Source organism: Nocardia terpenica (genome assembly GCF_013186535.1).
GTDB lineage: Bacteria > Actinomycetota > Actinomycetes > Mycobacteriales > Mycobacteriaceae > Nocardia > Nocardia terpenica.
This window is the reverse complement of the sequence record NZ_JABMCZ010000002.1, coordinates 1,691,570-1,713,776: the sequence shown is the minus strand read 5'-3', so window position 1 is coordinate 1,713,776 and position 22,207 is coordinate 1,691,570. Positions and strand designations below refer to the sequence as shown.

At 69.4% G+C, this 22,207-nt stretch carries 21 protein-coding genes; 10 read left to right on the top strand and 11 right to left on the bottom strand.

Annotated elements, in window-relative coordinates:
* Nucleotides 1-19: 19 nt before the first annotated feature.
* The 5 genes from rpsF to dnaB all read left to right on the top strand — a co-directional run bounded on the left by rpsF (nt 20) and on the right by dnaB (nt 4,884).
* Nucleotides 20-310 (top strand): 30S ribosomal protein S6, encoded by a 291-nt coding sequence (gene rpsF / locus HPY32_RS19730; RefSeq protein ID WP_067579150.1) that lies wholly within the window; start codon nt 20-22, stop codon nt 308-310.
* Between the two features lie 104 nt (nt 311-414).
* Nucleotides 415-951 carry a single-stranded DNA-binding protein gene (locus HPY32_RS19725; RefSeq protein WP_067579152.1) on the top strand — a complete coding sequence of 179 codons (537 nt, stop codon included), beginning with the start codon at nt 415-417 and terminating at the stop codon, nt 949-951.
* 57 nt (nt 952-1,008) lie between these two features.
* Entirely contained in the window at nt 1,009-1,263 is a 255-nt protein-coding gene (gene rpsR / locus HPY32_RS19720; protein ID WP_067579154.1) for a 30S ribosomal protein S18, read from the top strand.
* A gap of 17 nt (nt 1,264-1,280) precedes the next feature.
* Nucleotides 1,281-1,736: a 50S ribosomal protein L9 gene (gene rplI / locus HPY32_RS19715; RefSeq protein ID WP_067579156.1), complete on the top strand. Its 456-nt coding sequence runs from the start codon at nt 1,281-1,283 to the stop codon at nt 1,734-1,736.
* Nucleotides 1,737-2,424: 688 nt separating this feature from the next.
* Nucleotides 2,425-4,884 (top strand): replicative DNA helicase, encoded by a 2,460-nt coding sequence (dnaB, locus tag HPY32_RS19710; protein WP_067579158.1) that lies wholly within the window; start codon nt 2,425-2,427, stop codon nt 4,882-4,884.
* On the opposite strand, the gene HPY32_RS19705 is transcribed toward dnaB, so the two are convergent.
* Complete coding sequence (locus HPY32_RS19705) at nt 4,881-5,804, bottom strand: Lrp/AsnC family transcriptional regulator (RefSeq protein WP_171982937.1); 924 nt, start codon at nt 5,802-5,804, stop codon at nt 4,881-4,883. The genes dnaB and HPY32_RS19705 overlap by 4 nt on opposite strands.
* Before the next feature lie 119 nt (nt 5,805-5,923).
* On the opposite strand from HPY32_RS19705, the gene HPY32_RS19700 reads away from it, so the two are divergent.
* On the top strand, nt 5,924-6,712 hold the full coding sequence (locus HPY32_RS19700) for a flavin reductase family protein (RefSeq protein ID WP_082870666.1): 789 nt from the start codon (nt 5,924-5,926) through the stop codon (nt 6,710-6,712).
* Here the strand turns inward: HPY32_RS19700 and HPY32_RS19695 are convergent, their stop codons facing one another.
* The 3 genes from HPY32_RS19695 to HPY32_RS19685 form a co-directional block, all read right to left on the bottom strand.
* Nucleotides 6,713-7,918, bottom strand: coding sequence for a cytochrome P450 (locus HPY32_RS19695; RefSeq protein ID WP_067579164.1), 1,206 nt, complete (start codon nt 7,916-7,918; stop codon nt 6,713-6,715).
* Nucleotides 7,919-8,007: 89 nt separating this feature from the next.
* On the bottom strand, nt 8,008-9,480 hold the full coding sequence (locus HPY32_RS19690; RefSeq protein ID WP_067579166.1) for an alpha/beta fold hydrolase: 1,473 nt from the start codon (nt 9,478-9,480) through the stop codon (nt 8,008-8,010).
* Nucleotides 9,481-9,544: 64 nt separating this feature from the next.
* Nucleotides 9,545-10,078, bottom strand: coding sequence for an NUDIX domain-containing protein (locus HPY32_RS19685; RefSeq protein WP_067579168.1), 534 nt, complete (start codon nt 10,076-10,078; stop codon nt 9,545-9,547).
* Between the two features lie 62 nt (nt 10,079-10,140).
* On the opposite strand from HPY32_RS19685, the gene HPY32_RS19680 reads away from it, so the two are divergent.
* Nucleotides 10,141-10,785, top strand: a complete 645-nt coding sequence (locus HPY32_RS19680) for a class I SAM-dependent methyltransferase (RefSeq protein ID WP_067579170.1) — start codon at nt 10,141-10,143, stop codon at nt 10,783-10,785.
* Between the two features lie 36 nt (nt 10,786-10,821).
* On the top strand, nt 10,822-12,351 hold the full coding sequence (locus HPY32_RS19675; RefSeq protein ID WP_067579172.1) for a phytoene desaturase family protein: 1,530 nt from the start codon (nt 10,822-10,824) through the stop codon (nt 12,349-12,351).
* Between the two features lie 12 nt (nt 12,352-12,363).
* Here the strand turns inward: HPY32_RS19675 and HPY32_RS19670 are convergent, their stop codons facing one another.
* The 4 genes from HPY32_RS19670 to HPY32_RS19655 are packed head-to-tail and all read right to left on the bottom strand — an operon-like array spanning nt 12,364 to nt 14,873.
* Nucleotides 12,364-13,143 carry a class I SAM-dependent methyltransferase gene (locus HPY32_RS19670; RefSeq protein WP_067579174.1) on the bottom strand — a complete coding sequence of 260 codons (780 nt, stop codon included), beginning with the start codon at nt 13,141-13,143 and terminating at the stop codon, nt 12,364-12,366.
* Nucleotides 13,144-13,152: 9 nt separating this feature from the next.
* Nucleotides 13,153-14,070, bottom strand: a complete 918-nt coding sequence (locus HPY32_RS19665) for a LysR family transcriptional regulator (RefSeq protein ID WP_067579176.1) — start codon at nt 14,068-14,070, stop codon at nt 13,153-13,155.
* 18 nt (nt 14,071-14,088) lie between these two features.
* Nucleotides 14,089-14,715: a GDSL-type esterase/lipase family protein gene (locus HPY32_RS19660; protein ID WP_067584694.1), complete on the bottom strand. Its 627-nt coding sequence runs from the start codon at nt 14,713-14,715 to the stop codon at nt 14,089-14,091.
* Entirely contained in the window at nt 14,715-14,873 is a 159-nt protein-coding gene (locus tag HPY32_RS19655; RefSeq protein ID WP_156673942.1) for a hypothetical protein, read from the bottom strand. Before HPY32_RS19655 ends, HPY32_RS19660 begins: the two co-directional genes overlap by 1 nt.
* 63 nt (nt 14,874-14,936) lie before the next feature.
* On the opposite strand from HPY32_RS19655, the gene HPY32_RS19650 reads away from it, so the two are divergent.
* Entirely contained in the window at nt 14,937-17,312 is a 2,376-nt protein-coding gene (locus HPY32_RS19650; RefSeq protein WP_067579178.1) for a lysylphosphatidylglycerol synthase transmembrane domain-containing protein, read from the top strand.
* A gap of 6 nt (nt 17,313-17,318) precedes the next feature.
* Here HPY32_RS19650 and HPY32_RS19645 read toward each other — a convergent pair whose 3' ends face one another.
* Nucleotides 17,319-17,936 carry a cysteine hydrolase family protein gene (locus HPY32_RS19645; protein WP_067584696.1) on the bottom strand — a complete coding sequence of 206 codons (618 nt, stop codon included), beginning with the start codon at nt 17,934-17,936 and terminating at the stop codon, nt 17,319-17,321.
* Between the two features lie 120 nt (nt 17,937-18,056).
* Nucleotides 18,057-19,628 (bottom strand): fatty-acid--CoA ligase FadD5, encoded by a 1,572-nt coding sequence (gene fadD5 / locus HPY32_RS19640; RefSeq protein WP_067579180.1) that lies wholly within the window; start codon nt 19,626-19,628, stop codon nt 18,057-18,059.
* A 303-nt stretch (nt 19,629-19,931) separates the two neighbouring features.
* Here fadD5 and HPY32_RS19635 point away from each other — a divergent pair, with 303 nt between their 5' ends.
* Nucleotides 19,932-20,903, top strand: coding sequence for an NAD(P)H-dependent flavin oxidoreductase (locus tag HPY32_RS19635; protein WP_067579182.1), 972 nt, complete (start codon nt 19,932-19,934; stop codon nt 20,901-20,903).
* Nucleotides 20,904-20,998: 95 nt separating this feature from the next.
* On the opposite strand, the gene HPY32_RS19630 is transcribed toward HPY32_RS19635, so the two are convergent.
* Nucleotides 20,999-21,841 carry an EamA family transporter gene (locus HPY32_RS19630; protein ID WP_067579184.1) on the bottom strand — a complete coding sequence of 281 codons (843 nt, stop codon included), beginning with the start codon at nt 21,839-21,841 and terminating at the stop codon, nt 20,999-21,001.
* Nucleotides 21,842-22,207 lie beyond the last annotated feature (366 nt).

Below are 22,207 nucleotides of genomic sequence, written 5' to 3'. Positions count from 1 at the left end.
CAGGAGGTGATGGGTTCCCGTGCGTCATTACGAAGTGATGGTCATTCTCGATCCGAGCCTGGACGAGCGCACCGTCGGTCCGAACCTGGACAAGATGCTGAGCGTGGTCTCGCAGCAGGGCGGCAAGGTCGACAAGGTCGACGTCTGGGGCCGCCGCCGGCTCGCCTACGAAATCGCCAAGCAGAGCGAGGGCATCTACGCGGTGGTCGATCTGACCGCCGAGTCCGACACCGTGAGCGAGCTCGACCGTCAGCTGGGGCTGAACGAGTCGGTGCTGCGCACCAAGGTGCTGCGCCGCGACAAGAAGTAATCCCCTCCCCGCAACTGCGCACTCGTATCCCGTCGGTGCCTGTCTCTAGGCTCTAGCGCAACAGGCGAGTGCACTGCGGACTGCACCGGAGAGCAGGAGGAACCATGGCAGGCGACACGGTCATCACCGTCATCGGAAACTTGACGGCCGACCCCGAGCTTCGATTCACGCCCGCGGGCGCGGCGGTGGCGAATTTCACCGTCGCCTCCACGCCCCGCGTGTTCGACCGTAATACCAACGAATGGAAAGACGGCGAGGCGCTTTTCCTGCGCTGCAACATCTGGCGTGAAGCTGCGGAGAACGTCGCCGAGAGCCTGACCCGTGGTTCCCGCGTCATCGTGAGCGGACGACTCAAGCAGCGCTCCTACGAAACCCGCGAGGGCGAGAAGCGCACCGTCGTCGAGCTCGAGGTCGACGAGGTCGGCCCCTCGCTGCGGTACGCCACCGCCAAGGTCAACAAGACCACGCGCGGCGGCGGTGGCGGCGGTTTCGGCGGCGGCTCCGGTGGTGGTGGGGGCTTCAGCGGCTCCGGCGGTAATCGCGGTGGCGGACAGAGCTCCGGCGGCGACGACCCGTGGGGCAGCGCTCCCGCGGCCGGCTCCTTCGGGGGCGGCCCAATGGACGACGAACCGCCGTTCTGACCAACGGCTTTCATATCGGGGCCCACGCGGCTCCCAGGCAAGACGGAGTAGAAGACCATGGCCAAAGCACCGGCACGCGAAAAGGTGCTGAAGAAGAAGGCGTGCGCTTTCTGCAAGGAAGTGAAGAAGGAAGGCACCGCCACCATCGACTACAAGGACACGACGCTGCTGCGTAAGTACGTCAGCGACCGCGGCAAGATCCGCGCCCGTCGTGTCACCGGCAACTGCGTGCAGCACCAGCGCGACATCGCCATCGCGGTCAAGAACAGCCGCGAGGTGGCGCTGCTGCCGTACGTGTCCACGGCTCGCTGAGAAGGGCAGGCACACGAATGAAGCTGATTCTGACCGCCGACGTGGACAACCTCGGCGCCCCCGGTGACACCGTGGAGGTCAAGGACGGTTACGGCCGCAACTTCCTGCTGCCCCGCGGCCTGGCCATCCCGGCCAGCCGCGGCGCGCAGAAGCAGGTCGAGGGCATCCGCCGGGCGCAGGACGCCCGCCGGGTCCGCGACCTCGACCACGCCAACGAGCTGAAGCAGGCCATCGAGGCCCTGACCTCGGTCTCGCTGTCGGTGAAGACCGCCGGCACCGGCAAGCTGTTCGGCTCGGTCACCCCGTCCGACGTCGCGGCCGCCATCAAGGCCGCCGGCGGCCCGGTCCTCGACAAGCGCAGCATCGAGCTGCCGAAGGCGCACATCAAGAGCACCGGCAAGCACGGTGTCGTGGTGCATCTGCACCCGGATGTGGCCGCCAAGGTCGACCTGCAGGTCGTCGCCGCCGAGTGACATCGGGCGCCACGCGCCCCTCGTCGAAGGCCACCCCCGCGTTCGTGCGGGGGTGGCCTTCGGCTGCGCTCGTTCGGGTGCATTTGTAGTTAACTAGTGAGTTGCTGGCGCGTGGCGCTGCGAGGACGACATCGAAGGCGCCCGTCGCGACTCCGCCGCCACCAGGCGCGCCACGGGTTCGGGAAGAAATGGGGACAACCTTTCCTACCGACCGCTCGTAATGTGATCCACGCCATAACAGGGGAGAGCGCTGTTAACCCAACACGCCCGGATGTTCATCTTGATCGACACGCCGAAGCGATATCGATCCACAGGTGCGCAACCTCGAAAATGGACCCCTACCAGCCGCTTTCGGTGAAATAGGGCACGTTTTCCCCAGGTGATGCACAGGGGCTGCACAACGGCAGGTTAACTGTCCCCAGTATTTCCCCAGGTATGTGCACATACCGGTTTGGTAGTCCACAGTTCGGTCTCTAAGGTTCATCCCGGTGTCGTGACCCGGCGACCGGAACGTCGTGTTTTCGCGAACCCTGCAGAACGCTCCGTCGGTTTGCTGTGCCGCCGCCTCCGAGCTGCGGCGAACCGTGGTCGCGGCTGCGTGGCGCGCGTGAACCTGTCGGACCTCGGCGGTACAACGAGTCATCGATAGGTCCACGCCGCGCGTGTTGAGAGAGGACGGTCGAGTCAGGTGGCAGTCGTCGACGATCGCGGGCACTCGGACTACTCCGACCAGCCCGGGGAGGATTTCGGCCGACAGCCGCCGCACGACATGGCGGCCGAGCAGTCGGTGCTCGGCGGCATGCTGCTGTCCAAGGACGCCATCGCCGACGTCGTGGAGGTCATCCGCCCCGGCGACTTCTACCGTCCCGCCCACCAGGCCGTCTACGACGCCGTGCTCGACCTCTACAGCCGCGGCGAGCCCGCCGACCCGGTCACCGTCGCCGCCGCCCTCGACCGGCGCGGCGAGCTCAAGCGCATCGGCGGCCCGCCCTACCTCGTCACCCTGACCCAGACCGTCCCCACCGCCGCCAACGCCTCCTACTACGCGGAAATCGTTGCCGAGAAGGCGATCCTGCGCCGCCTGGTGGAGGCGGGCACCCGCATCGTGCAGTACGGCTACGCCGGCGCCGACGGCCAGGACGTGGCCGAGGTCGTCGACCGCGCCCAAGCCGAGATCTACGAGGTCACCGAGCGCCGCTCCAGCGACGACTTCCTCCCCCTCGAGGAACTGCTCCAGCCCACGATGGACGAGATCGACTCCATCGCCAGCCGCGGCGGCATGTCCCTCGGCGTCCCCACCGGCTTCACCGAACTCGACGAGGTCACCAACGGCCTGCACCCCGGCCAGATGATCATCGTCGCCGCCCGCCCCGGCGTCGGAAAGGCGCTGGCCCTCGACACTCCGCTTCCGACGCCGACGGGCTGGACGACCATGGGTGAGGTCGCCATCGGTGACGAGCTCCTCGACGCCCACGGCCGCTCGACGCGTGTCGTCGCTACCACCGCGGTCATGCTCGACCGTCCGTGCTACGAGATCGAATTCTCCGACGGCACAGTCATCGTCGCCGACGAACAGCATCAGTGGCTGACCGAGACCAGGGCGTCGCGTCGATCCGCTCAGCAAGCCGCGTCGGGCCGCCATCGACACCGAAATCAGAAGACCTTCGCAGCGGTTCGGACCACCGCAGAGATCGCCGAGACGCTGCGCTGCACGACCGCTGATCGCCGTCTGAATCACTCTGTCGTCAATGCCGAACCGCTGCAGTTGTCGGAGAAGAACCTGCTGGTGCCTCCGTACACGCTCGGGGCATGGCTGGGCGACGGCTCTTCCGCCTGCGCTCAGCTGACCACTGCCGATCCCGACATCATCGCCCGTATCGAGGGAGAGGGCCTGGTCGCGGTGCCGTCCACAACGGCCGCTCTGCGCTACAGCTTGCAGTTGCCCTCGGACGAACCGGCGACTCCGCGGTCGATCGGATCGGTGCAGGCTCGGCTTCGCACGATCGGCGTGCTGAACGACAAGCACATCCCCATGAATTACCTACGGGCATCCGAGGGGCAGCGACGCGCGCTCCTCGCCGGGCTGCTCGACACCGACGGCACCGTGACACACGGTGGGTCGGTCCAGTTCACCGTCACCAACGAGCAACTCGCCCGCGACGTCACGGAACTCGTCGTCGGGCTGGGCTATCGCTGCCACGTCTCGACGAAGAAGGTCCGAGGCCGTACCGAGCGGACCTCGACCGCCTACACCCTCACCTTCTCCACCGACGATCAGGTATTCGGCCTGCATCGAAAGCACTTGGTGCACAAGGAACGTCGAGCCGCCACGAACTCGGCTCGCTCCGGGACCCGATACATCACCGATGTCCGGCGCATCGCGAGCGTTCCCGTGCGCTGCGTCGAGGTGGACAACGACGAGCATCTGTATCTGGCCGGGCGCTCGATGATCCCGACGCACAATTCCACGCTGGGAATGGATTTCATGCGGAGCTGCTCGATCAAGCACGGGCTGGCGAGTGTGATCTTCTCGTTGGAAATGAGTCGGACCGAGATCGTCATGCGATTGCTGTCGGCCGAGGCGAAGATCAAGCTCGGGGATATGCGGTCGGGGCGGATGAGCGACGACGACTGGACTCGGTTGGCGCGGCGGATGAGTGAGATCAGCGAGGCGCCGCTGTTCGTGGACGACTCGCCGAATATGACCATGATGGAAATCCGCGCCAAGGCACGGCGTTTGAAGCAGCGCCACGACCTACGCCTGGTCGTGGTCGACTACCTGCAGCTGATGACCTCCGGTAAGAAGGTCGAATCCCGCCAGCAGGAGGTCTCGGAATTCTCCCGAAGCCTCAAACTGCTCGCCAAGGAGCTCGAGGTTCCGGTCATCGCCATCAGCCAGCTCAACCGCGGCCCCGAACAGCGAACCGACAAGCGCCCCATGGTCTCCGACCTCCGCGAATCCGGATCCCTCGAGCAGGACGCCGACATGGTCATCCTGCTCCACCGCCCCGACGCCTTCGAACGCGACGACCCCCGCGGCGGCGAGGCCGACCTCATCCTCGGCAAACACCGAAACGGCCCCACCGCCACCATCACCGTCGCCCACCAACTCCACCTCAGCCGCTTCGTCGACATGGCCCGCGGCTAGGGCCGGAGGAGGTGGCCGTGGCGGTGGATGCCGTGGCGTTTGATGATGCGGACGGTGGGGGTGATCTCGGTATGTTGGATGTCGTCGAGGGGGCCGAGGGTGTCGGTTTGCATGTGGTAGAGGTCGCTGGGGGTCCGGTGGTGGGTGGCCAGGACCAGGTTGTACGGGCCGGTGGTGGCGGCGCAGAAGCGGACGCGGGGGTCGACGGACAGCGCGGTGCCGAGGGATTCCAGGGCGCGGGGGCGGACATTGAGCCACATCATGGTTTCGACGGGGTGGCCCAGCAGCGCGTAGTCGATTTCGGTGCGGAATTGCAGGGCCTGGCGCCCGCGTAGCTGTTCCAGGCGTCGGCGCACGGTGGCGGCGGTGGAGCCGAGGGCGGTGGCGAGCTCGCCGTAGGAGGCGCGGCCGTCGCGTTCGAGCGCGGCGACCAGGCGCTGCTCGTACGGGTCCAGCCTGGGGCCGTCGCCGGTGAAGGAGGCGGGGCCGGTGAAGATGCGCAAGGTCATGCAGGCGACGGTGTCGCGGATGCCGCGGGTGCGGGCCAGCGCGTCCAAAAGCTGTGCGTTGTCGTCGCTTTCGGGGCGGGTGAGGGTGGTGAAGGACAGATCGGCGCTGCCGGCGAGCATCTCGACCCAGGGGGTGTCGCCGCGCTTGGCGACCTGGTCGGCGGCGCGGCGGCCGGTGCCGCCCTCGGTGCGCACCCGCAGGATCAGCGGCAGCAGGCCCTGGGCGAAGGGGTCGGGCATGGCCGTGACCCGCAGCAGCCGAGACCCGGTGAGCCGGTGGTAGCGGCGGGCGATGGTCTGCTCGGACACACCCAGCCGCTGGGCGATATCGCGGAACGAGGCGCGGCCGTCCTCGTGCAGGGCCGCGACCAGCTGCACATCTACGGCGTCCAAGTGAGGGTTTTCGCTCACTCGAGTCCTCTCGATGGAAGTTCTGGCGCATGACTGCCCGGATTGTCGCAGGTTACCGGGTACCGGGCCGATGATGGCCCGGCCGGTTTCACCATCGCTCGATACCCAGGGAGGTTCCCATGACGACACACCGACGACCCGACGAGGCCGAAACTACGTGGGAGCTGTTGCGGCAGGGCTGCTCTCGGATCGGGATCGTCAGCACGGTCGGGCCGCGAGGGGCGAACCTGATGGCCGCCGAATGGACCTATCTGGTCGCGCTGCGCCCCCTGCATTTCGCGATCGGGCTGCAGCTGACCAACTACTCCACGCAGCTGATCCGCGACCGGGGCGAGTTCGGCCTGACGCTGTGCGATACGTCCCTGGCCCCGGTCGTGGACTTCGTGGGTCACTTCTCCGGCGCCGACACCGACAAGAGCCGCATTTGCGGTGTCGAGCTGCGCGAGCCGGTCGTCACCACGACACCGACGCTCGTCGGCGGCTATCTCAATGCCGAATGTCGTGTCGTGTCGGTGGTCGAGCTGCCGGAGTACGCGTTGATCATCGGCGAAGCGGTATGGACCCGCAAAGACAAGGCCGCCGACCATGATCCGCTCATCCGGCACGGCGGGATGTACAGCCTCGGCCAGGAGATTCGCCGCATGATCATCACGGCGTCCGCCACCGGGCTGGGCGACGGGCGTGTTCGCGTCTGCGCGACCGCGCAAGGCGCCGACCGCGACCGGACAGAACCGTGGACGATCACACTCGGTTCGACCGGTCGGCTACTCCACACCGCGAAAGCGAGCAACCTCCTGGACACCACGATCGAGGTCCCCGCCCATGTCCCGGGTGATCGACTCGTCATCGAGCGGCCGGACTGCCGGTCGGCGGATGTGCCACTGCCGGAACCGTTCCGGCACCCGTGATCACGCGTCCCAGGCGACCGGGAGGGTCTTCACCCCGTAGACGTCCGCGGTCTCCGGGCGCAGCGGGACCTGGTCGGCGGGGACGGCCAGGCGCAGGGTGGGGAAGCGGTCGAACAGGGCGGGGAAGGCGACGCGCATTTCGACGCGGGCCAGTTGCTGGCCCAGGCACTGGTGGACGCCGTGGCCGAAGGCCAGGTGACCGCCCTGCTGTCGGTGCAGGTCGAGGACGTGGGGGTCGGTGAAGCGTTCGGGGTCGCGGTTGGCGGTGTGGTACGACAGGATGACCGTGGTACCGGCCGCGATGGTCCGGCCGCCCAGTTCGACATCCTCCAGCGCGGTCCGCATGGATGTCTTGGCGACGGTCAGATACCGCAGCAGTTCCTCCACGGCCCGGTCGGCGAGTGCGGGATCGGCGCGCAGCGCGGCCAGCTGCGCGGGATTGCGCAGCAGCGCAAAGGTACCCAGCCCCAGCATGTTCGTGGTGGTGTCGAACCCGGCCACCAGCAGCACCACGCTGATGCCCCTCAGCTCCTCATCGGTCAGATCGGTATCGGTGAGGTCGCTGAGCACGTCGTCGGTGGGGTTCGCGCGCTTGGCCGCCACCAGTTCGGTGAGGTAGTCCTGGATCTGGGTGTAGGCCGCTATCTGGTCCTCGGCGCTGGTCTCCCCGTCCATGAACGAGCCCGCCCGGTCCCCGAAGGCGGCGCGGTCCCGGTACGGCACCCCCAGCAGCTCGCAGATCACCATGGCGGGAACGGGTTTGGCGAATGCGGTCACCAGATCCGTTGGCGGCCCGGCCTTCTGCATGGCGTCCAGATGCTCGGCGGTGATCTCCCGGACGCGGTCGGTGAGCTGCCGCATGCGCCGCACGGTGAACTTGCCCATCAGCGGCTTCCGATAGCGGCTGTGCACCGGATCGTCGGTGAGCGTGAACTCGCCGGGCGGCGGCGGAGGGACCTCGATGCCGGTGAGGTCGATGGCCGGGTGCAGCAGGAGCTCCTTGCGCGCACTGAACCGCGGGTCGGCCAGCACCGCCCTGATCAGGTCGTATCCGGTGACCAACCAGCCGAGTCCGCCACCGGGGAAGGTGTAGCGGCTGAGGGGACCGTGCCGGTGGGCATCGATCAGCTCCGGGGGTGGATCGAAGGGGCGGTCGGATCGACGCGCCGTCGGCAGCGTCGCGACGGTGTGCAGGGGTTCGTTCATGACAATCCCGATCTCGCGGTAGAACGGCTCGAAACAGCGACAGTCCCACTGTAAGTAGATGTATACGTATATACAAGCAGTGGTCCGGCTCAGTTCGTCACCGGCGTGACCTTGATCGGCGGCAGGTCCGCCACGCAGGAGGTCGGTTCGGGGTTGCCGGTTCGAATGAACCGGGCGACTATGCCCGTCACGCAGCCCGTGGGTTCCACGCCGGGGGTGTGGCCGGTGTTGGGGACGGTGACGAAGGTGGCGTGCGGGAAGCGGGCGGCGGCCAGCCTGCCGTTGGCCTCGGGGGTGACGGCGTCCAGGTCGCCGGTCAGGGCCAGCACGGGGACGTCGGGCAGGGCGTCGCCGGTGGCCTGGACGTGCGTCGCGGCGGGCCAGCGGATGCAGGCGTCGCCGCCGTCGCGCTGACCGGCGTCGAAACCCTCGGCGCTGAACGGGCCCAGATCGATTCCCGCCACCGCCCGGGCGTACTGCTGTTCCCGTTGCGGCACAGTGGCATTCGGTTGCCACAGCGTCGGATAGTCGTTGCACACCACCGCGATGTACAGGTCGATGTTCTCGTCGTCGGGCTCGGACAGTCCGGTCTCGGCGAAGGCCCGCAGCGGGCCGTCGTCGCCGCGCACCGACTCGTGCAGCGCCGCCGGGAGCGTGCCCAGCGGGACGAGCGCGTTCGGGTCGGCGCTCACATCGCTGGTGGCGGTCTCGAAGACCAGGTTGGCGAGTTCACCCTCGGTGAGCAGCACCGGTCGCGGATGCGCCACGGGGATCGGCCGGGTGCGCAGCCGGGTGGCCACCGCGTGCAGGTCGGCCACCGCGGTGTTGCCGTCACAGGCGTGGCTGCGATCGCAGATCCGTTGCAGGGCAAGCGATACCGCCTCGGCATTGGGCCGCTGCAGCAGGTCGAAGTCGAGCGGGTAGGCGCCCGCCAGCACGATCGACCGCACCCGGTCCGGATGGCGCCGGGCGAAGACGGGCATCAGGTAGGTGCCGTAGGAGCTGCCGTACAGCACCAGCTTGTCCACCCCGAGCCGGGCGCGGATCGCGTCGAAATCGTCGGCGGTCGCGGCCGAGGTGTATCCCGCCGCCCGCGGGCCCAGCTTGTCGGCGCAGGTCCCGACCATCTCGCGCTGCTCCTCGCGGGAGCCGAGGTTGTAGTCGACGGTGGACACGCCGCAGTTCACCGCGTCGGACACGCCGGTGCCGCGCGGGTCGATCAGCACCAGGTCGTACTCGTCGAGCAGACCCGCCACCCGCTGCACCGCGTCGTCGGAATTGGCGATGACCGGCACGCCCGGCCCGCCCGGATTGGGCACGATGGTGCCCGCGGCGGCTCCGGGGCGACCGTGCCGCACCACCGCGTAACCCACGTCGGTCGTGCCCAGATCGGGCCGGTTCGCGACCAGGGGCCGCGTCACGATGCCGCATTCCACCCGATGTCCCGGCACCGCCGGGCACCAGGCCCGGGCCGGAGACCGGTTCGCGCATCCCGTGATCCAGCCGACCAGCACCGTTGCCGCCAGGATGAGCACCGAGGATCGTATCCTGCTGCTGCGCATGCGGATTCCTTCCGGAAATCTCTCCAGTGGAAGTATCCGGACAACGACCCGCCCGCCGGTACCCCTATGCGGCGCGTTCGTGCAGGAGCAGCAGGGTGTAGGAGCCGACGGTCTCGGCGCAGGTGATCGCGCCGCCGCGGATCATGTCCTCCACCTCGGCACGGTCGAACCAGGCCGAATGCATGTCCTGCTCTTCGGGTTCGCGCTCGGGTTCGCCCTGGGTGAGGCCGGTGGCGAGGTAGACGCTGCCGCGCTGGTCGATGGTGCCGGGCGCGGGGGCGAGCACGCCGAGACGGGTCAATGTGGTGGCGCGCAGGCCGGTTTCCTCGCGCAGCTCGCGGTGGGCCAGGTCGACCGGATCGCCGTTCACCAGGCCGGGCAGGGTGCCCGCCGGGAACTCCCAGCCGCGCTCGCCCAGCGGATAGCGGAACTGCTCGACCAGGTGCAGCCGGTCACCGTCCATCGGAACGACCATGACGAAGTCCGGGCGGCGCACCACGCTGTAGATGCCGGTCGACCCGTCCATGCGGCGAATGGTGTCCTCGCGCAGTTCCATCCACCGATTGCTGTACACCGAGCGCGACCCGAGCGTCTCCATACCCGCCGATTCTGCCCCATGATCGCGAGGGAATGTCGGGGCCGATCCCTAGACTTCGGGCCGTGACGGAACCGGAAGACCTGCGGCACACGCGGGATGCCTACGACGGCGTGGCCGAGCTGTATGCCGCGATGTTCGAGAACGCGCTCGACGACAATCCGTACGACCGAGCCATGCTGGCGGTGTTCGCCGAGCGGGTGCGCGACGCGGGCAACGGGCTGGTCGGCGACCTCGGATGCGGCCCCGGCCGGATCACGCCGCACCTGGCCGCCCTGGGGCTCGACGCCTTCGGCATGGACCTGTCGCCGGAGATGATCCGCCTGGCCCGCGCCGCGCATCCGGCGCTGCGCTTCGAGGAGGGCTCGATGGAGCGGCTGCCGCTCGCCGACGGCGAGCTGGGCGGAATCCTGGCCTGGTACAGCCTCATTCACACCCCGCCGGAGCGGGTGCCGGGCATTCTGGGCGAATTCGGCCGGGTGCTCGCCGACGGCGGACCGCTGCTGCTCGGATTCCAGGCGGCCGACGAATCCCACGACATCCAGCCCTACGACCACAAGGTGGCCACGGCCTACCGCTGGTCGCTGCGCGGCATGGAGGAATTGCTGGACGCCGCCGGGTTCCGCACTCATGCGCGCATGCTGCGCGAACCGGACGAGACCGAGCGCACGCAGCACGGCTGTCTGCTGGCGACCAGATCGGCGGCATAGCCCCACGCCGCCCGGATTTTCTGATATCCAGGGCGGATGCGTTCCTCCTATGACGTGGTCGTCGTCGGTGGCGGCCACAACGGACTGGTGGCCGCCGCCTATCTGGCGCGGGCCGGGCGTTCGGTGCTGGTGCTGGAGCGGCTGCCGCACGTCGGCGGCGCGGCGGTGTCGGAGCGGGTGTTCGCGGGGCTGGATGCGCGGCTGTCGCGGTACTCGTATCTGGTGAGCCTGCTGCCGCGGCGGCTGGTGCGCGATCTGGGCCTGCGCTTCGAGACCCGGCGGCGGCGCATCTCGTCGTATACCCCGGTCGGGGATCACGGGCTGCTGGTGGACACCGGCGACACCGGGCGCACCCGGGCGAGCTTCGCCCGACTCACCGGCGGCGACTCGGATTTCCTTGCCTGGCAACGGTTCTACGATATGACCGGGCGCCTGGCGCGGCGCGTCTTCCCGACCCTCACCGAACCGCTGCCGACGCGCGCCGAACTCGAGCGCCTGGTCGACGACTCCGCCGCCTGGGAGGCGATCTTCGAACGGCCGCTGGGCGAGACGATCGAGGCCACCTTCGCCGACGACACGGTGCGCGGCGTGGTCCTCACCGACGCGCTGATCGGCACCTTCACCCACGCCCACGATCCGGCGCTGCGCCAGAACCGCTGCTTCCTCTATCACGTCGTCGGCGGCGGCACCGGCGACTGGGACGTGCCGATCGGCGGCATGGGCGCGCTCACCGACGCGCTGGCGGACGCGGCCCGCGCGGCCGGGGCGGAACTGATGACCGGCCGCGCGGTCACCGGCATCGACACCGACGGCGCCACCGCCGAGGTCCGCTTCGACGGGGGCGCGGTCGGCGCCCGGCACGTGCTGGTCAATGCCGCGCCCGACCAGCTCGCCCGCCTGCTCGGCACGCCCGCCGACCCGAAACCCGAAGGCGCGCAACTGAAGCTGAACATGCTGCTGCATCGGCTGCCGCGGCTGCGCGACCCGGTCGACCCGCGCGACGCCTTCGCCGGTACCTTCCACATCGCCGAGGGCTACGCCCAGCTCGAGCACGCCTACCGCGAGGCCGCCGCCGGACGCCTGCCGACCCGGCCGCCCGCCGAGATCTACTGCCACACCCTCACCGATCCGTCCATCCTCGGCCCGGACCTCGCGGGCCGCGGCATGCACACCCTGACCCTGTTCGGATTACACACTCCCGCACGCCTTTTCACCGATCCCGACGCGAAGCGCCGACTGGTCGACGCCACCCTCGCGCAACTGGATGCGGTGCTGGCCGAACCGATCCGGGACTGCCTGGCCACCGACGCCGACGGCCGCCCGTGCCTGGAGGCCAAGACCCCGCCCGAGCTCGAGGCCGAACTCGGCCTGCCCGGCGGGCACATCTTCCACCGCGACCTGGCCTTCCCGTTCCGCACCGACGACGATCCGGCCCCGGCCGCGCGCTGGGGCGTGCGCACCGGCCAGCCGAACGTTTTCCTGTGCGGGGCGGGCGCGGTCCGCGGCGGCGGCGTGAGCGGCCTCGGCGGGCACAATGCCGCGATGGCCGTCCTCGAGACCCACTGAGCCGCAACGGGTTCAGCGGGCGATGGCGCGAATCACCAAGGTCCGCAGGGGGAAATCGAACTCCCCGTGCGCGGTCTCCGGGCGGCCGCGCAGATAAGCCAGTATGTCGCCGAGCAGTTCGGCCCGCTGCTCCGGCGTGACGACCAGCGTGTGCGAGTGGGTTCCGAGGGTGGCGGTGAGGGATTCGGCGGTGCGCCGCTGCGTGTGCGGGAAGTAGGCGCGTTCGAACGCGGGGAACAGCGGATGCGTCGGCGCGGGGCGATCGTCGGTGGCCGGTTCCGGCTCGACGAGGCGGGCGACCCGATTCAGTTCGACGACCCAGTCCACGCCCGCGTCGTGGGTGTTCCACAGCGCCGCCAGCACCCCGCCCGGCCGCAGCACGCGCGCGATCTCCGGGTAGGCCCGCGCGCGGTCGAACCAGTGCAGCGCCTGCCCGACCAGCACGGCATCGACCGAATCGTCCGGCAGCGGAACGGCTTCCGCGCTCCCCGACAGCGCCGCGACCTCGGGATGGTGGCGGGCGAATTCGGCGCGCATGGCCGGGTCGGGCTCGACCGCGGTGACGTCGGCGCCGACCGCGAGCAGCCCGGAGGTCAGTTTGCCGGTGCCCGCGGCGAGATCGAGCACCGCGGGCGCCGGGTTTGCGCGCAGCGGCTCGAGGGCCCAGCGGATGCCCGCGAGCGGATAGTCGGGCCGGTGCTCGTCGTAGGAGGCCGCCTCGGGCCCGAACGACTGGGCGCGCGCCAGGCGGGCCTCGGTATCGGCCTCGTACCAACGATTCGGATTCCCCACCCGGCCATGCTAATCCCGCCGATCGCGGGCACCGCGCAGCGCGGTTCGGTCCACGCAGCACCGGACAAAGCTGCGCACCCGCGGATTCGCGTCCGACGCGGCGGGCCAGGCGACCGCCACCACGCTCGGCCCGATACCGCTCACCGGCCGGAACACGACGCCGGGCCGGGCGTAGTACCGCGCCGACGACTCGGGCGCGAAACCGATGCCGAAACCGTTGCCGATGGCGGTCAGCCACTCGTCGGTATTGCGGGCGACCGCGCCGACGACGACCGTGTCCCGCGGCCGCTGGTCGGCGCCGGTCCAGAAGTCGCGCCAGGCGCCGTTGTCCGCGGGCGCCGCCACGAACGGTTCCGGCCACAGCTCCTCGAAGGCGATCTCGGCGCGCGCGGCCAGCCGATGGTCCGCGGGCAGCGCGACCCAGCGCGGCTCGGTCACCAACTCCCGGCGCCGAAACGCCTCCTGCCCGGGGAACGGCACCCGCACCAGCGCCAGATCGACCGCGCCGTCGCCCAATCCGGCGGTCGGATCGGTCCAGCCGAACTGCCGCATATCGACCCGCCAGTCCGGATGCTCGGCCCGGAAGGCCGCGACGATGTCCGGGGTGTACTCGTTGGCGGCGCTGGCGACGAACCCGACCCGCAGCACCCGCTCGGCCCGCGCGGCGGCATCCTTGGCGGCCCGCAGCATCGCATCCCACTCCGCCAGCAGCGACGGCACCCGCTCGGCCAGCACCCGCCCCGCCTCGGTCGCCGCCATGCCGGTGTGCGACCGCTCGAACAGCCGGACCTCGAGCCGGGTCTCCAGCTGCCGGATCTGCTTGGTCAGCGCGGGCTGCGACACATACAGCCGCTGCGCCGCCCGCGTCAGATGCCCCTCCTCGACCACCGCAACGAAGTACCGCAACAGCCGCGTGTCGATATCCATGCCATCAGGTTATGGAGCTCAGCGGACGTCGGGCAGTCCGGAGCCGGGCTCGGTCAGCCACTGCAACCAGTGCGAGGCGATGAGTGCCGCGAGTTCGTCGTAGCCCGCCGCGCTCGGGTGGTAGCCGTCCCCGGCGGCGACCTCGCTCATCCAGATCGCGTTGTCCCGCAACGGCCGATGCACCCGCACGTACGGAACCTCCTCGGCCTCACAGACTTCCGCGAACCGGACGGCCAATTTCTCGGTGCGGGCATTGTGTTCGTCGTCGTTGACCGGCGGCGGCGCGACAACCAGTGTGGGCCAACCACGTTCGCGTGCGCCACTCAGGATCGCGGACAGGTTCGCGGCGGAGTCCTCGGACGCGACCCGGGTCCGGCCGTCCTCGAGCAGGGTGTCGTTTACGCCGAAGGACAGCACCACCCGGGCGTCGACCCCGGCCGGGAACCGGCTCTCGCACTCGGAGAACCAGCGCCGCGCGATCTCGGTCGAGGTCTGGCGCCGCACGCCTAGGTTGTAGTAGGTCACCGGTAGGCCCGCCCCGATCGCCCGCACCGCCAGTCGTCCCGCCCAGCCCAGGCACCGACGATCGCCCAGACCGGCCACCAGCGAATCCCCTACGAAGCAGATGCGCACATCCCTCATCATCACGTGATCGTTGCACGGCAGGGGCGGGCACCGTCGGCGAATTCATCGGATGAGGGGGCGTATGGGCCGAGTGCGACGACCGGCATGCGGCGCCCGGTATCGTTGCCCGGCCGGTAGCGCGGCGTGTTGATCTCCGGCACACCGAACGCCTCCTGCATACTCACACCCGAGCCGACCCTGGGACCGACGCCGCTCCCTCGATCCGAAAGTTCCGATACGACATGCGAGTCGACGGACGGGAGATCCCCGTCTCCGGCAGCCTGCTGCAACCGCGTATTCGGCGCACCAGCGACATCATTCGCGTGGTGCTGTCGGCTCTGCTGGTGGCGCTGGTGGTCGCGGGCTCGCTGATCACCCGGCCGCGGTGGGAGGCGCTGGAGCGCTCGGTCTCCGATATCGTCGGCATTCTCACGCCCGAGCAGTCGACGCTGGTGTATCTGCTCTACAGCATCGCCATCTGCGCGCTGCCGTTCGCGATCCTGGTCCGGCTGATCTTCCGCTGGCAGTGGAAGCTGCTCGCCGGTTATCTCACCGCGGGGCTGATCGCGGTGCTGCTGCTGTCCATCACCGGCACCGGGATCTCCGCGCCGAAATGGCATCTGGGCGAACCGAAGCAGCTCGACACGTTCCTGTCGCAGTTCCTCGACGATCCGCGCTGGATCGCCATGCTGGCGGCGGTGCTGACGGTGGCCAGCCCCTGGCTGCCGCTGTCGTGGCGGCGCTGGTGGTGGGCGCTGCTGCTGGCGTTCGTGCCGCTGCACCTGTTCGTGAGCCTCGTGGTGCCGTCGCGGGCGATGTTCGGGCTGGCGCTGGGCTGGCTGGTGGGCGCGGTGCTGGTGCTCGTGGTCGGCACCCCGGCGCTGGAGGTGCCGCTCGCCGCCGCGGTGCGGGTGCTGGCCGGGCGCGGCTACACCGTCACCGACGTGCGGGTGCTGCGCCCGGCGGGTCCGGGGCCGCTGCTGCTGGCCGCCTCGACCGGGCCCGAGCACCGGCTGACGATCGAGCTCTACGGCCAGAATCAGCGCAGCTGGGGCGCGCTGCGGCAGCTGCGCCGCTGGCTCACCTTCCGCAGCAGCGAGCGGACCCCGGCGTACGTGTCCATGCGGCGCGCGGTCGAGCATCGGGCACTGATGGGCATCGCGCTCGGCGATCTCGGCCTGGCCAGCAACAAACCGCTTACCGTCGCCGCGCTGGACCGCGGCTGGATGCTGTACGCGCACACCGTGCCTCGCGGCGCCGCGCTGTCGGCCGACGGTGGACAGGAGCTGCTGGCCTCGGTGTGGCGGGCGCTACAGCACATGCATCGCGCCCAGATCTCGCACGGCGACCTGCGGGCCGAGGAGATCCGCGTCGCCGACGGGCGGGTGCTGTTCGGCGGGTTCTCGGCGGCCGAATTCGGTTCGTATCAGGCACGATTCTCCTCCGACGTGGCGCAGCTGCTGCTGACCTCGGCGGGCCTGTTCGGCGCGGAGACCGCGGTGCGCACCGCGATCGAGGTGCTCGACGCCCAGGCGGTGCTGAATGCCTCACGGCGCCTGACGAAGTCGGCCATGCCCGCGCCGCTGCGCAATTCGGTGCCCGACGCCCCCGGGCTCATGAAGGCCGTGCGCGCGCAGGTGCAGCAGCAGACCGGCGAGGACCGCATCGAGGCGGCGCGGATCACCCGCTTCTCCCGCAACCAGCTCATCCAGCTGGTGCTGCTGATCGGCCTGGTCTACGTCGCCTACCCCTACATCAGCCAGGTGCCGACGTTCTTCACCGAACTGCGCACCGCCAACTGGTGGTGGGCGCTGCTGGGCCTGCTCATCTCCGCCTCGACGTATGTCGGTGCGGCCATGGCGCTGTGGGGCTGCGCGGGCGAGACGGTCAATCCCCGCCACCTGGTGCTGATGCAGGTGGCGAACACCTTCGCGGCGACCACCACACCGGCGGGCGTGGGCGGGCTCGCGCTGAGCGTGCGATTTTTGCAGCGCAGCGGGCTGGGCGCGGTGCGCGCGACCGCGGCGGTGGCGCTGAACCAGGCGGTCCAGATCGGCACGCACCTGGTGCTGCTGGTGATCTTCAGTGTGGCGGCGGGGGTTTCGGCCAATCTGTCGCACTTCGTGCCGAGCGCGACGGTGCTGTACCTGGTCGCGGGCGCGCTGCTGGGCCTGCTCGGCGCGGCCATGTTCGTGCCGAAGGTGCGGCACTGGGTGCGGGCCGAGGTGCGCCCGCAGCTGGCCGAGGTGGTGACCGAGCTGCGCACCCTGGGGCGCCACCCGACCCGGCTGGCGATGATCGTGCTCGGTTGTGCCACAACGACACTCGGCGCGGCCGGGGCGCTGTGGGCGAGCACCGAGGCGTTCGGGGGCCACACCACCTTCGTGACGGTGACGGTGGTGACCATGATCGGTGGCACGCTCGCCTCGGCGGCGCCCACGCCCGGCGGCGTCGGCGCGGTCGAGGCCGCGCTCATCGGTGGCCTGTCGGGCGCGTTCGGGGTGCCGACCACCATCGCGGTGCCCGCGGTGCTGCTCTACCGCGTGCTGACCTGCTGGCTGCCGGTGTTCTGCGGCTGGCCGATCATGCGCTGGCTGACCATCAGCGACCTGATCTGAACGGCGTCACGAACGCCGCACCCCCAGCTGTTCCAGCGCCTCGGCGGCGGAAAGGCAACCGGCCGTGGTCAGATCGAGGTGGGCCAGCGACGCCCGGTGGGTCTCCTCGGAGACCGCGGCGACGGCATCGGCGATCGGGTGCACGGTGAAGCCGAGTTCGGTGCCGTAGCGCGCGGTCTGCTCGACGGTGAGATTGGTGGCGACGCCGGTGATCAGCAGGGTGTCGACGCCGCGTTCCACCAGCCACTCCGGCAGGGCGCTCCCGGCCAGCCCGGACAGCTTCTGATTGTCGAACACCGTGCCGCGCGCGGCCTGCCCCGCCATCGCCGCAATGATCTGCGTCCCGGGCGAATCCGCGCGAAACTCGGTCTGCGCGGCGGCCACCGACCGCATGAACCCGGTATTGCGCACCAGCCCACCCTCGCCGACGGGAATGGTGAATCGCGTGAACACCAGCGGAATCCCGGCCCCCTGCGCGGCCTCGTGAAAGGCCACGGCGCGCCCCACCACCCCACTCGCCGCAACAGGCTCGGCGAGCATGGGCCCGAAGAACCCCTCGGGTTCGACAACATTGACCTGCCAGTGCAGGGCGAGAACGACTGTGCGCGTGGGCTCCAGAGACATGCTGCCCATACTGCCCCAACAGTCACACCCGTTTCATCCCCCCGATTCACCCGTCGCCCCGGCTTGCCCACCATCCCGGCATGCTTCCCTCCATTGATCCCGGCATGCTTTTGGCCGGGATCAGGCCGAATACTCCTTGCGCAGCTGGACTTTCACTACTTTTCCGCTGGCATTGCGGGGTAGCTCGGGCACGATGATCAGATCCCTGGGGTGCTTGTAGCGGGCCAGGTTCTCGTTCAGGAACGGTTCCAGGTCGGCGAGGGTGAGGGGGGCGTCCGGGTCGACCAGTGCCACCACGGCGATCGGCACCTCGCCCCACTTCTCGTGCGCGCGGCCGACTACGGCGGCCTCGTGGATCCGCGGGTGCGCGAACAGCACGTTCTCCACCTCGGCGCAGTAGATGTTCTCGCCGCCGGAGATGATCATGTCCTTCTTGCGGTCCACCACCCAGACGAAGCCCTCCTCGTCCCGGCGCACCAGGTCGCCGGAGTGGAACCAGCCGCCCGCGAACGCCTCCGCGGTGGCCTCGGGCTTGTTCCAGTAGCCCTGCATGAGGGTCGGTCCGCGATAGACGATCTCGCCGACCTCGCCGGGCGCGACATCGTTCATCTCGTCGTCGACGATGCGGGTCTGGATGGTCGGAATCGGCTTGCCGACCGAGCCGATCTTGCGCAGCGCGTCGCTGCCGTCCAGCACGCAGGTGATCGGCGACATCTCGGTCTGCCCGAATACCGCGACGTTCTGGGCGTTCGGGAAGCAGTCGGCCATCGCGCGCAGCACGGTGTCGGACGCGGGGGCCGCGCCCCAGCTGAGCACCTCGAGCGCGAGATCGCGCTGCTTGACCGTCGGCTCCTCGCAGATCAGCTGCCACTGCGCGGGCACGCAGAAGGCGGTGGTGGCCCGTTCGGCCTCGACGGCGTCGAGGAATTCGGTGGCGTCGAACGCGCCCAGCGGATGCAGCACGGTCCGGCTGCCGAGCAGGAAAGCCGGTGCGAGACTGCCCAATCCGGCGATGTGGAACAGCGGCGAGGTGCAGAAGCCGATCGTCTCCGGCCCCAGATTCAGGGCCCGGATGCAGGTGAGCGCCTGGGCATTCATATTGCCGTGCGACAGGATCGCGCCCTTGGGGCTGCCGGTGGTGCCGGAGGTGTACATGATCAGGCAGGGCGTGTCCTCCGGAATGTCCAGCGGCACATGGGGTTTGCCCGCCTCGGCCAGTGCGTCGTCGTAGCCGAGCACGCCGTCGCCGGTGGTCCCGCCGATCACCACGCAGGTCTCGAGGTCCGGCGCCCCGGCCATGACGCCGGTGGCGAGCGGCCGCAGCAGGGTATCGGTGACGACGGCCCGCGCCCCGGAGTCGGCGACGATGTAGGCCACCTCCGGCGGGGTCAGCCGGAAGTTCACCGGCACCGCGATCGCGCCCAGCGCGGTGATCCCGAAGACCGCCTCCAGATATTCGGGATGGTTCAGCGCCAGGATCAGCACCCGGTCGCCGAACCCGATCCCGCGCCGGGCGAGCGCGTCGGCGAACCGCTGCGAGCGCTCGTGCAGCTGCCGCCAGGTGGTGTCCGCACCCCGATACCGGATCGCCACCGCATCCGGCCGCATCCGCGCGTGCGTGGCGAGCTGGTTGTTCCAGTGATTGCGCCGGGACCGAACGGGCTCGTCGAGCGACTGGGAACCGGTGCTCATGGGCACAACCTTCTCTCTGACGGCGTCGATGGCTGATCGGGGTGAGAATAGCAACTAACTTTTTACCGTGACAAGGGTTACAGAGAGGAAGCGGTCGGATCTTTCTCAGCCGCTCATTCGGCAGCTCACCCTGCCTAAATATGTTGCCTTCGGTCAGCTATGACCGCATCGTTTCGAGCGCCGATCCCAGCTGATAAGCAAACTACGGCTCACATCACCGTTGAACTCCGGCAACCTGCATGCGACGATCGGCACCCTACGCACGCGGCACGGAGCGAGGCCGTCCAACACAGGAGGACAGAGATGTTGCGGACCAGGTTCACCGAGCTGTTCGGGGTCGAGCATCCGATCGTGCAGGGCGGCATGATGTGGGTCGGTCGGGCCGAACTTGTTGCGGCCGTGGCGAATGCGGGTGGCCTCGGCTTCATCACCGCGCTCACCCAGCCCACACCGGAGGATCTGCGGCGCGAGATCGAGCGCACCCGCGAGCTCACCGACAAGCCGTTCGGCGTGAATGTGACGATTCTGCCGTCGATCAATCCGCCGCCGTACGAGGAGTATGTGCGGGCGATCATCGAATCCGGCGTGAAGATCGTGGAGACGGCGGGCAGCAACCCGGAACCGTTCCTGCCGTACTACCGCGAGGCCGGTATCAAGGTGCTGCACAAGTGCACCAGTGTGCGGCACGCGCTCAAGGCGCAGCGGATCGGCGTCGACGGCGTGAGCATCGACGGGTTCGAATGCGCCGGGCATCCGGGCGAGGACGATGTGCCGGGCCTGATCCTGATCCCCGCCGCCGCGCAGGCGCTGGAGATTCCGATCGTCGCCTCCGGCGGCATCGCCGACGCCCGCGGCCTGGTGGCCGCGCTCGCGCTGGGCGCCGACGGCGTGAACATGGGCACCCGCTTCCTGTGCACCGAGGAGTCCCCCGTGCACCGGACGGTGAAGGAGCAGATCGTCGCCCACACCGAGCGCGACACCCAGCTCATCTTCCGCACCCTGCACAACACCGCGCGGGTGGCGAACAACGAGATCAGCCGCAAGGTCGTCGAGATCGAAAAGGCCGGTGGCACCTTCGACGACGTACGCGACCTGGTCGCCGGCGCCCGCGGCCGCCGGGTATTCGAAGACGGCGACCTGGACGCGGGCATCTGGTCGGCAGGCCAGGTACAGGGCCTCATCCACGACATCCCCACCTGCGCCGACCTGATCTCCCGCATCGTGAACGAGGCCGAGGCCCTGATCAATTCCCGCCTGGCATCGTTCGTCGCCTAGGTCGCCCATCGTCCCCGCACGCCTCCCTCGTCATCCCGGCACGCCCCCCATGATCCCGGCACGCCCCCATGATCCCGGCATGCTTTTGGCCGGGATCACACCAGATACATCGTGGCGATCCCCGCGGTGACCGCGCAGGTCGCGATTACCCGGGCGGGGCCGAAGCCCTCCTTGAAGTAGACCGCGCCGATGAGTGCGCCGACGATGATGCTCGATTCCCGTAGTGCCGCAACGTCGGCCAGTGCGCCGCGGGTCTGCGCCCACAGCACCAGGCCGTAGGCGGCGGCGCTCAGCGCGCCGCCGGTCAGGCCGATCCGCCACACCGGCCGCGCCTCGAGCACCAGCTTGCGGCCGCGGCGGGCGAACAGGTACGCGGGCAACGCGATTCCCTCGAGCAGCATCAGCCAGCCGATGTAGCCGAGCGTGCTGTGCGCGTGCCGCACCCCGACGCCGTCGACGGTGGTGTACGCGGCGATCATCAGGCCGGTCGCGATCGCGGCCCCGACGGCCGCCGGGCGGGCGGGATCGGTGCGGCGGCCCCAGAACACCAGGCAGCCCAGGCCCGCCGAGATCAGCAGCACCCCGCCGAGCTGGCCCGCGGTCGGCGTCTCGCCCAGCACCAGCACCGCCAGCAGCGTCACCACCAGCGGTGACGTGCCACGGGCCAGCGGGTAGGTCTGGCTCAGATCGCCGAGGCGATAGCTCGTCACGAGCAGGCCGTTGTAGAACACGTGCAGCACCGCCGACACACCGAGCAGGATCCAGGACTGCCGGTCGGGTGCGGGCGCGAGCAGCAGCATCGGGATTCCGCACAGCGCCCCACCGATATTCACCAGCGAGATGGACACCGTCTTGTCGGGGATCCAGTGCGCGATGGCATTCCAGGCCGCGTGCAGGCAGGCGGCAACAAGCGTGGCAATCAGGACATCGACACCCATGATCGAGGAGGCTCTTTCTCATGCGGCCCGTTTCCGGGCAGGCTGATGGGAGCCCTCGGGGCTTTTATCCCGTAAGGTGTCGACGCTTCCGGCCGGCTGCCGGACCGCCGTGGCGTAGCTCGGTCCAGTCCGCGCAGACCTGATTGTGTTGGCGTGCCGACGGTCTGCGCGCGGAACCCTATACGCAACCGCGTGCTGATTCCGACAGTACCGCGCGGGCGCGGGTCCCGCCGAGCGAAACCTCTTCTGCGTGCCGGAAGTTCTCGGCATAATCGCTGAGGTACCCGCGGGCCGAGGGTACCGCCGGACGCGGTGAGGGAGAACCTGATGACGCAGAGTTCGCTAACAGACGGCACGGGTGGCGCG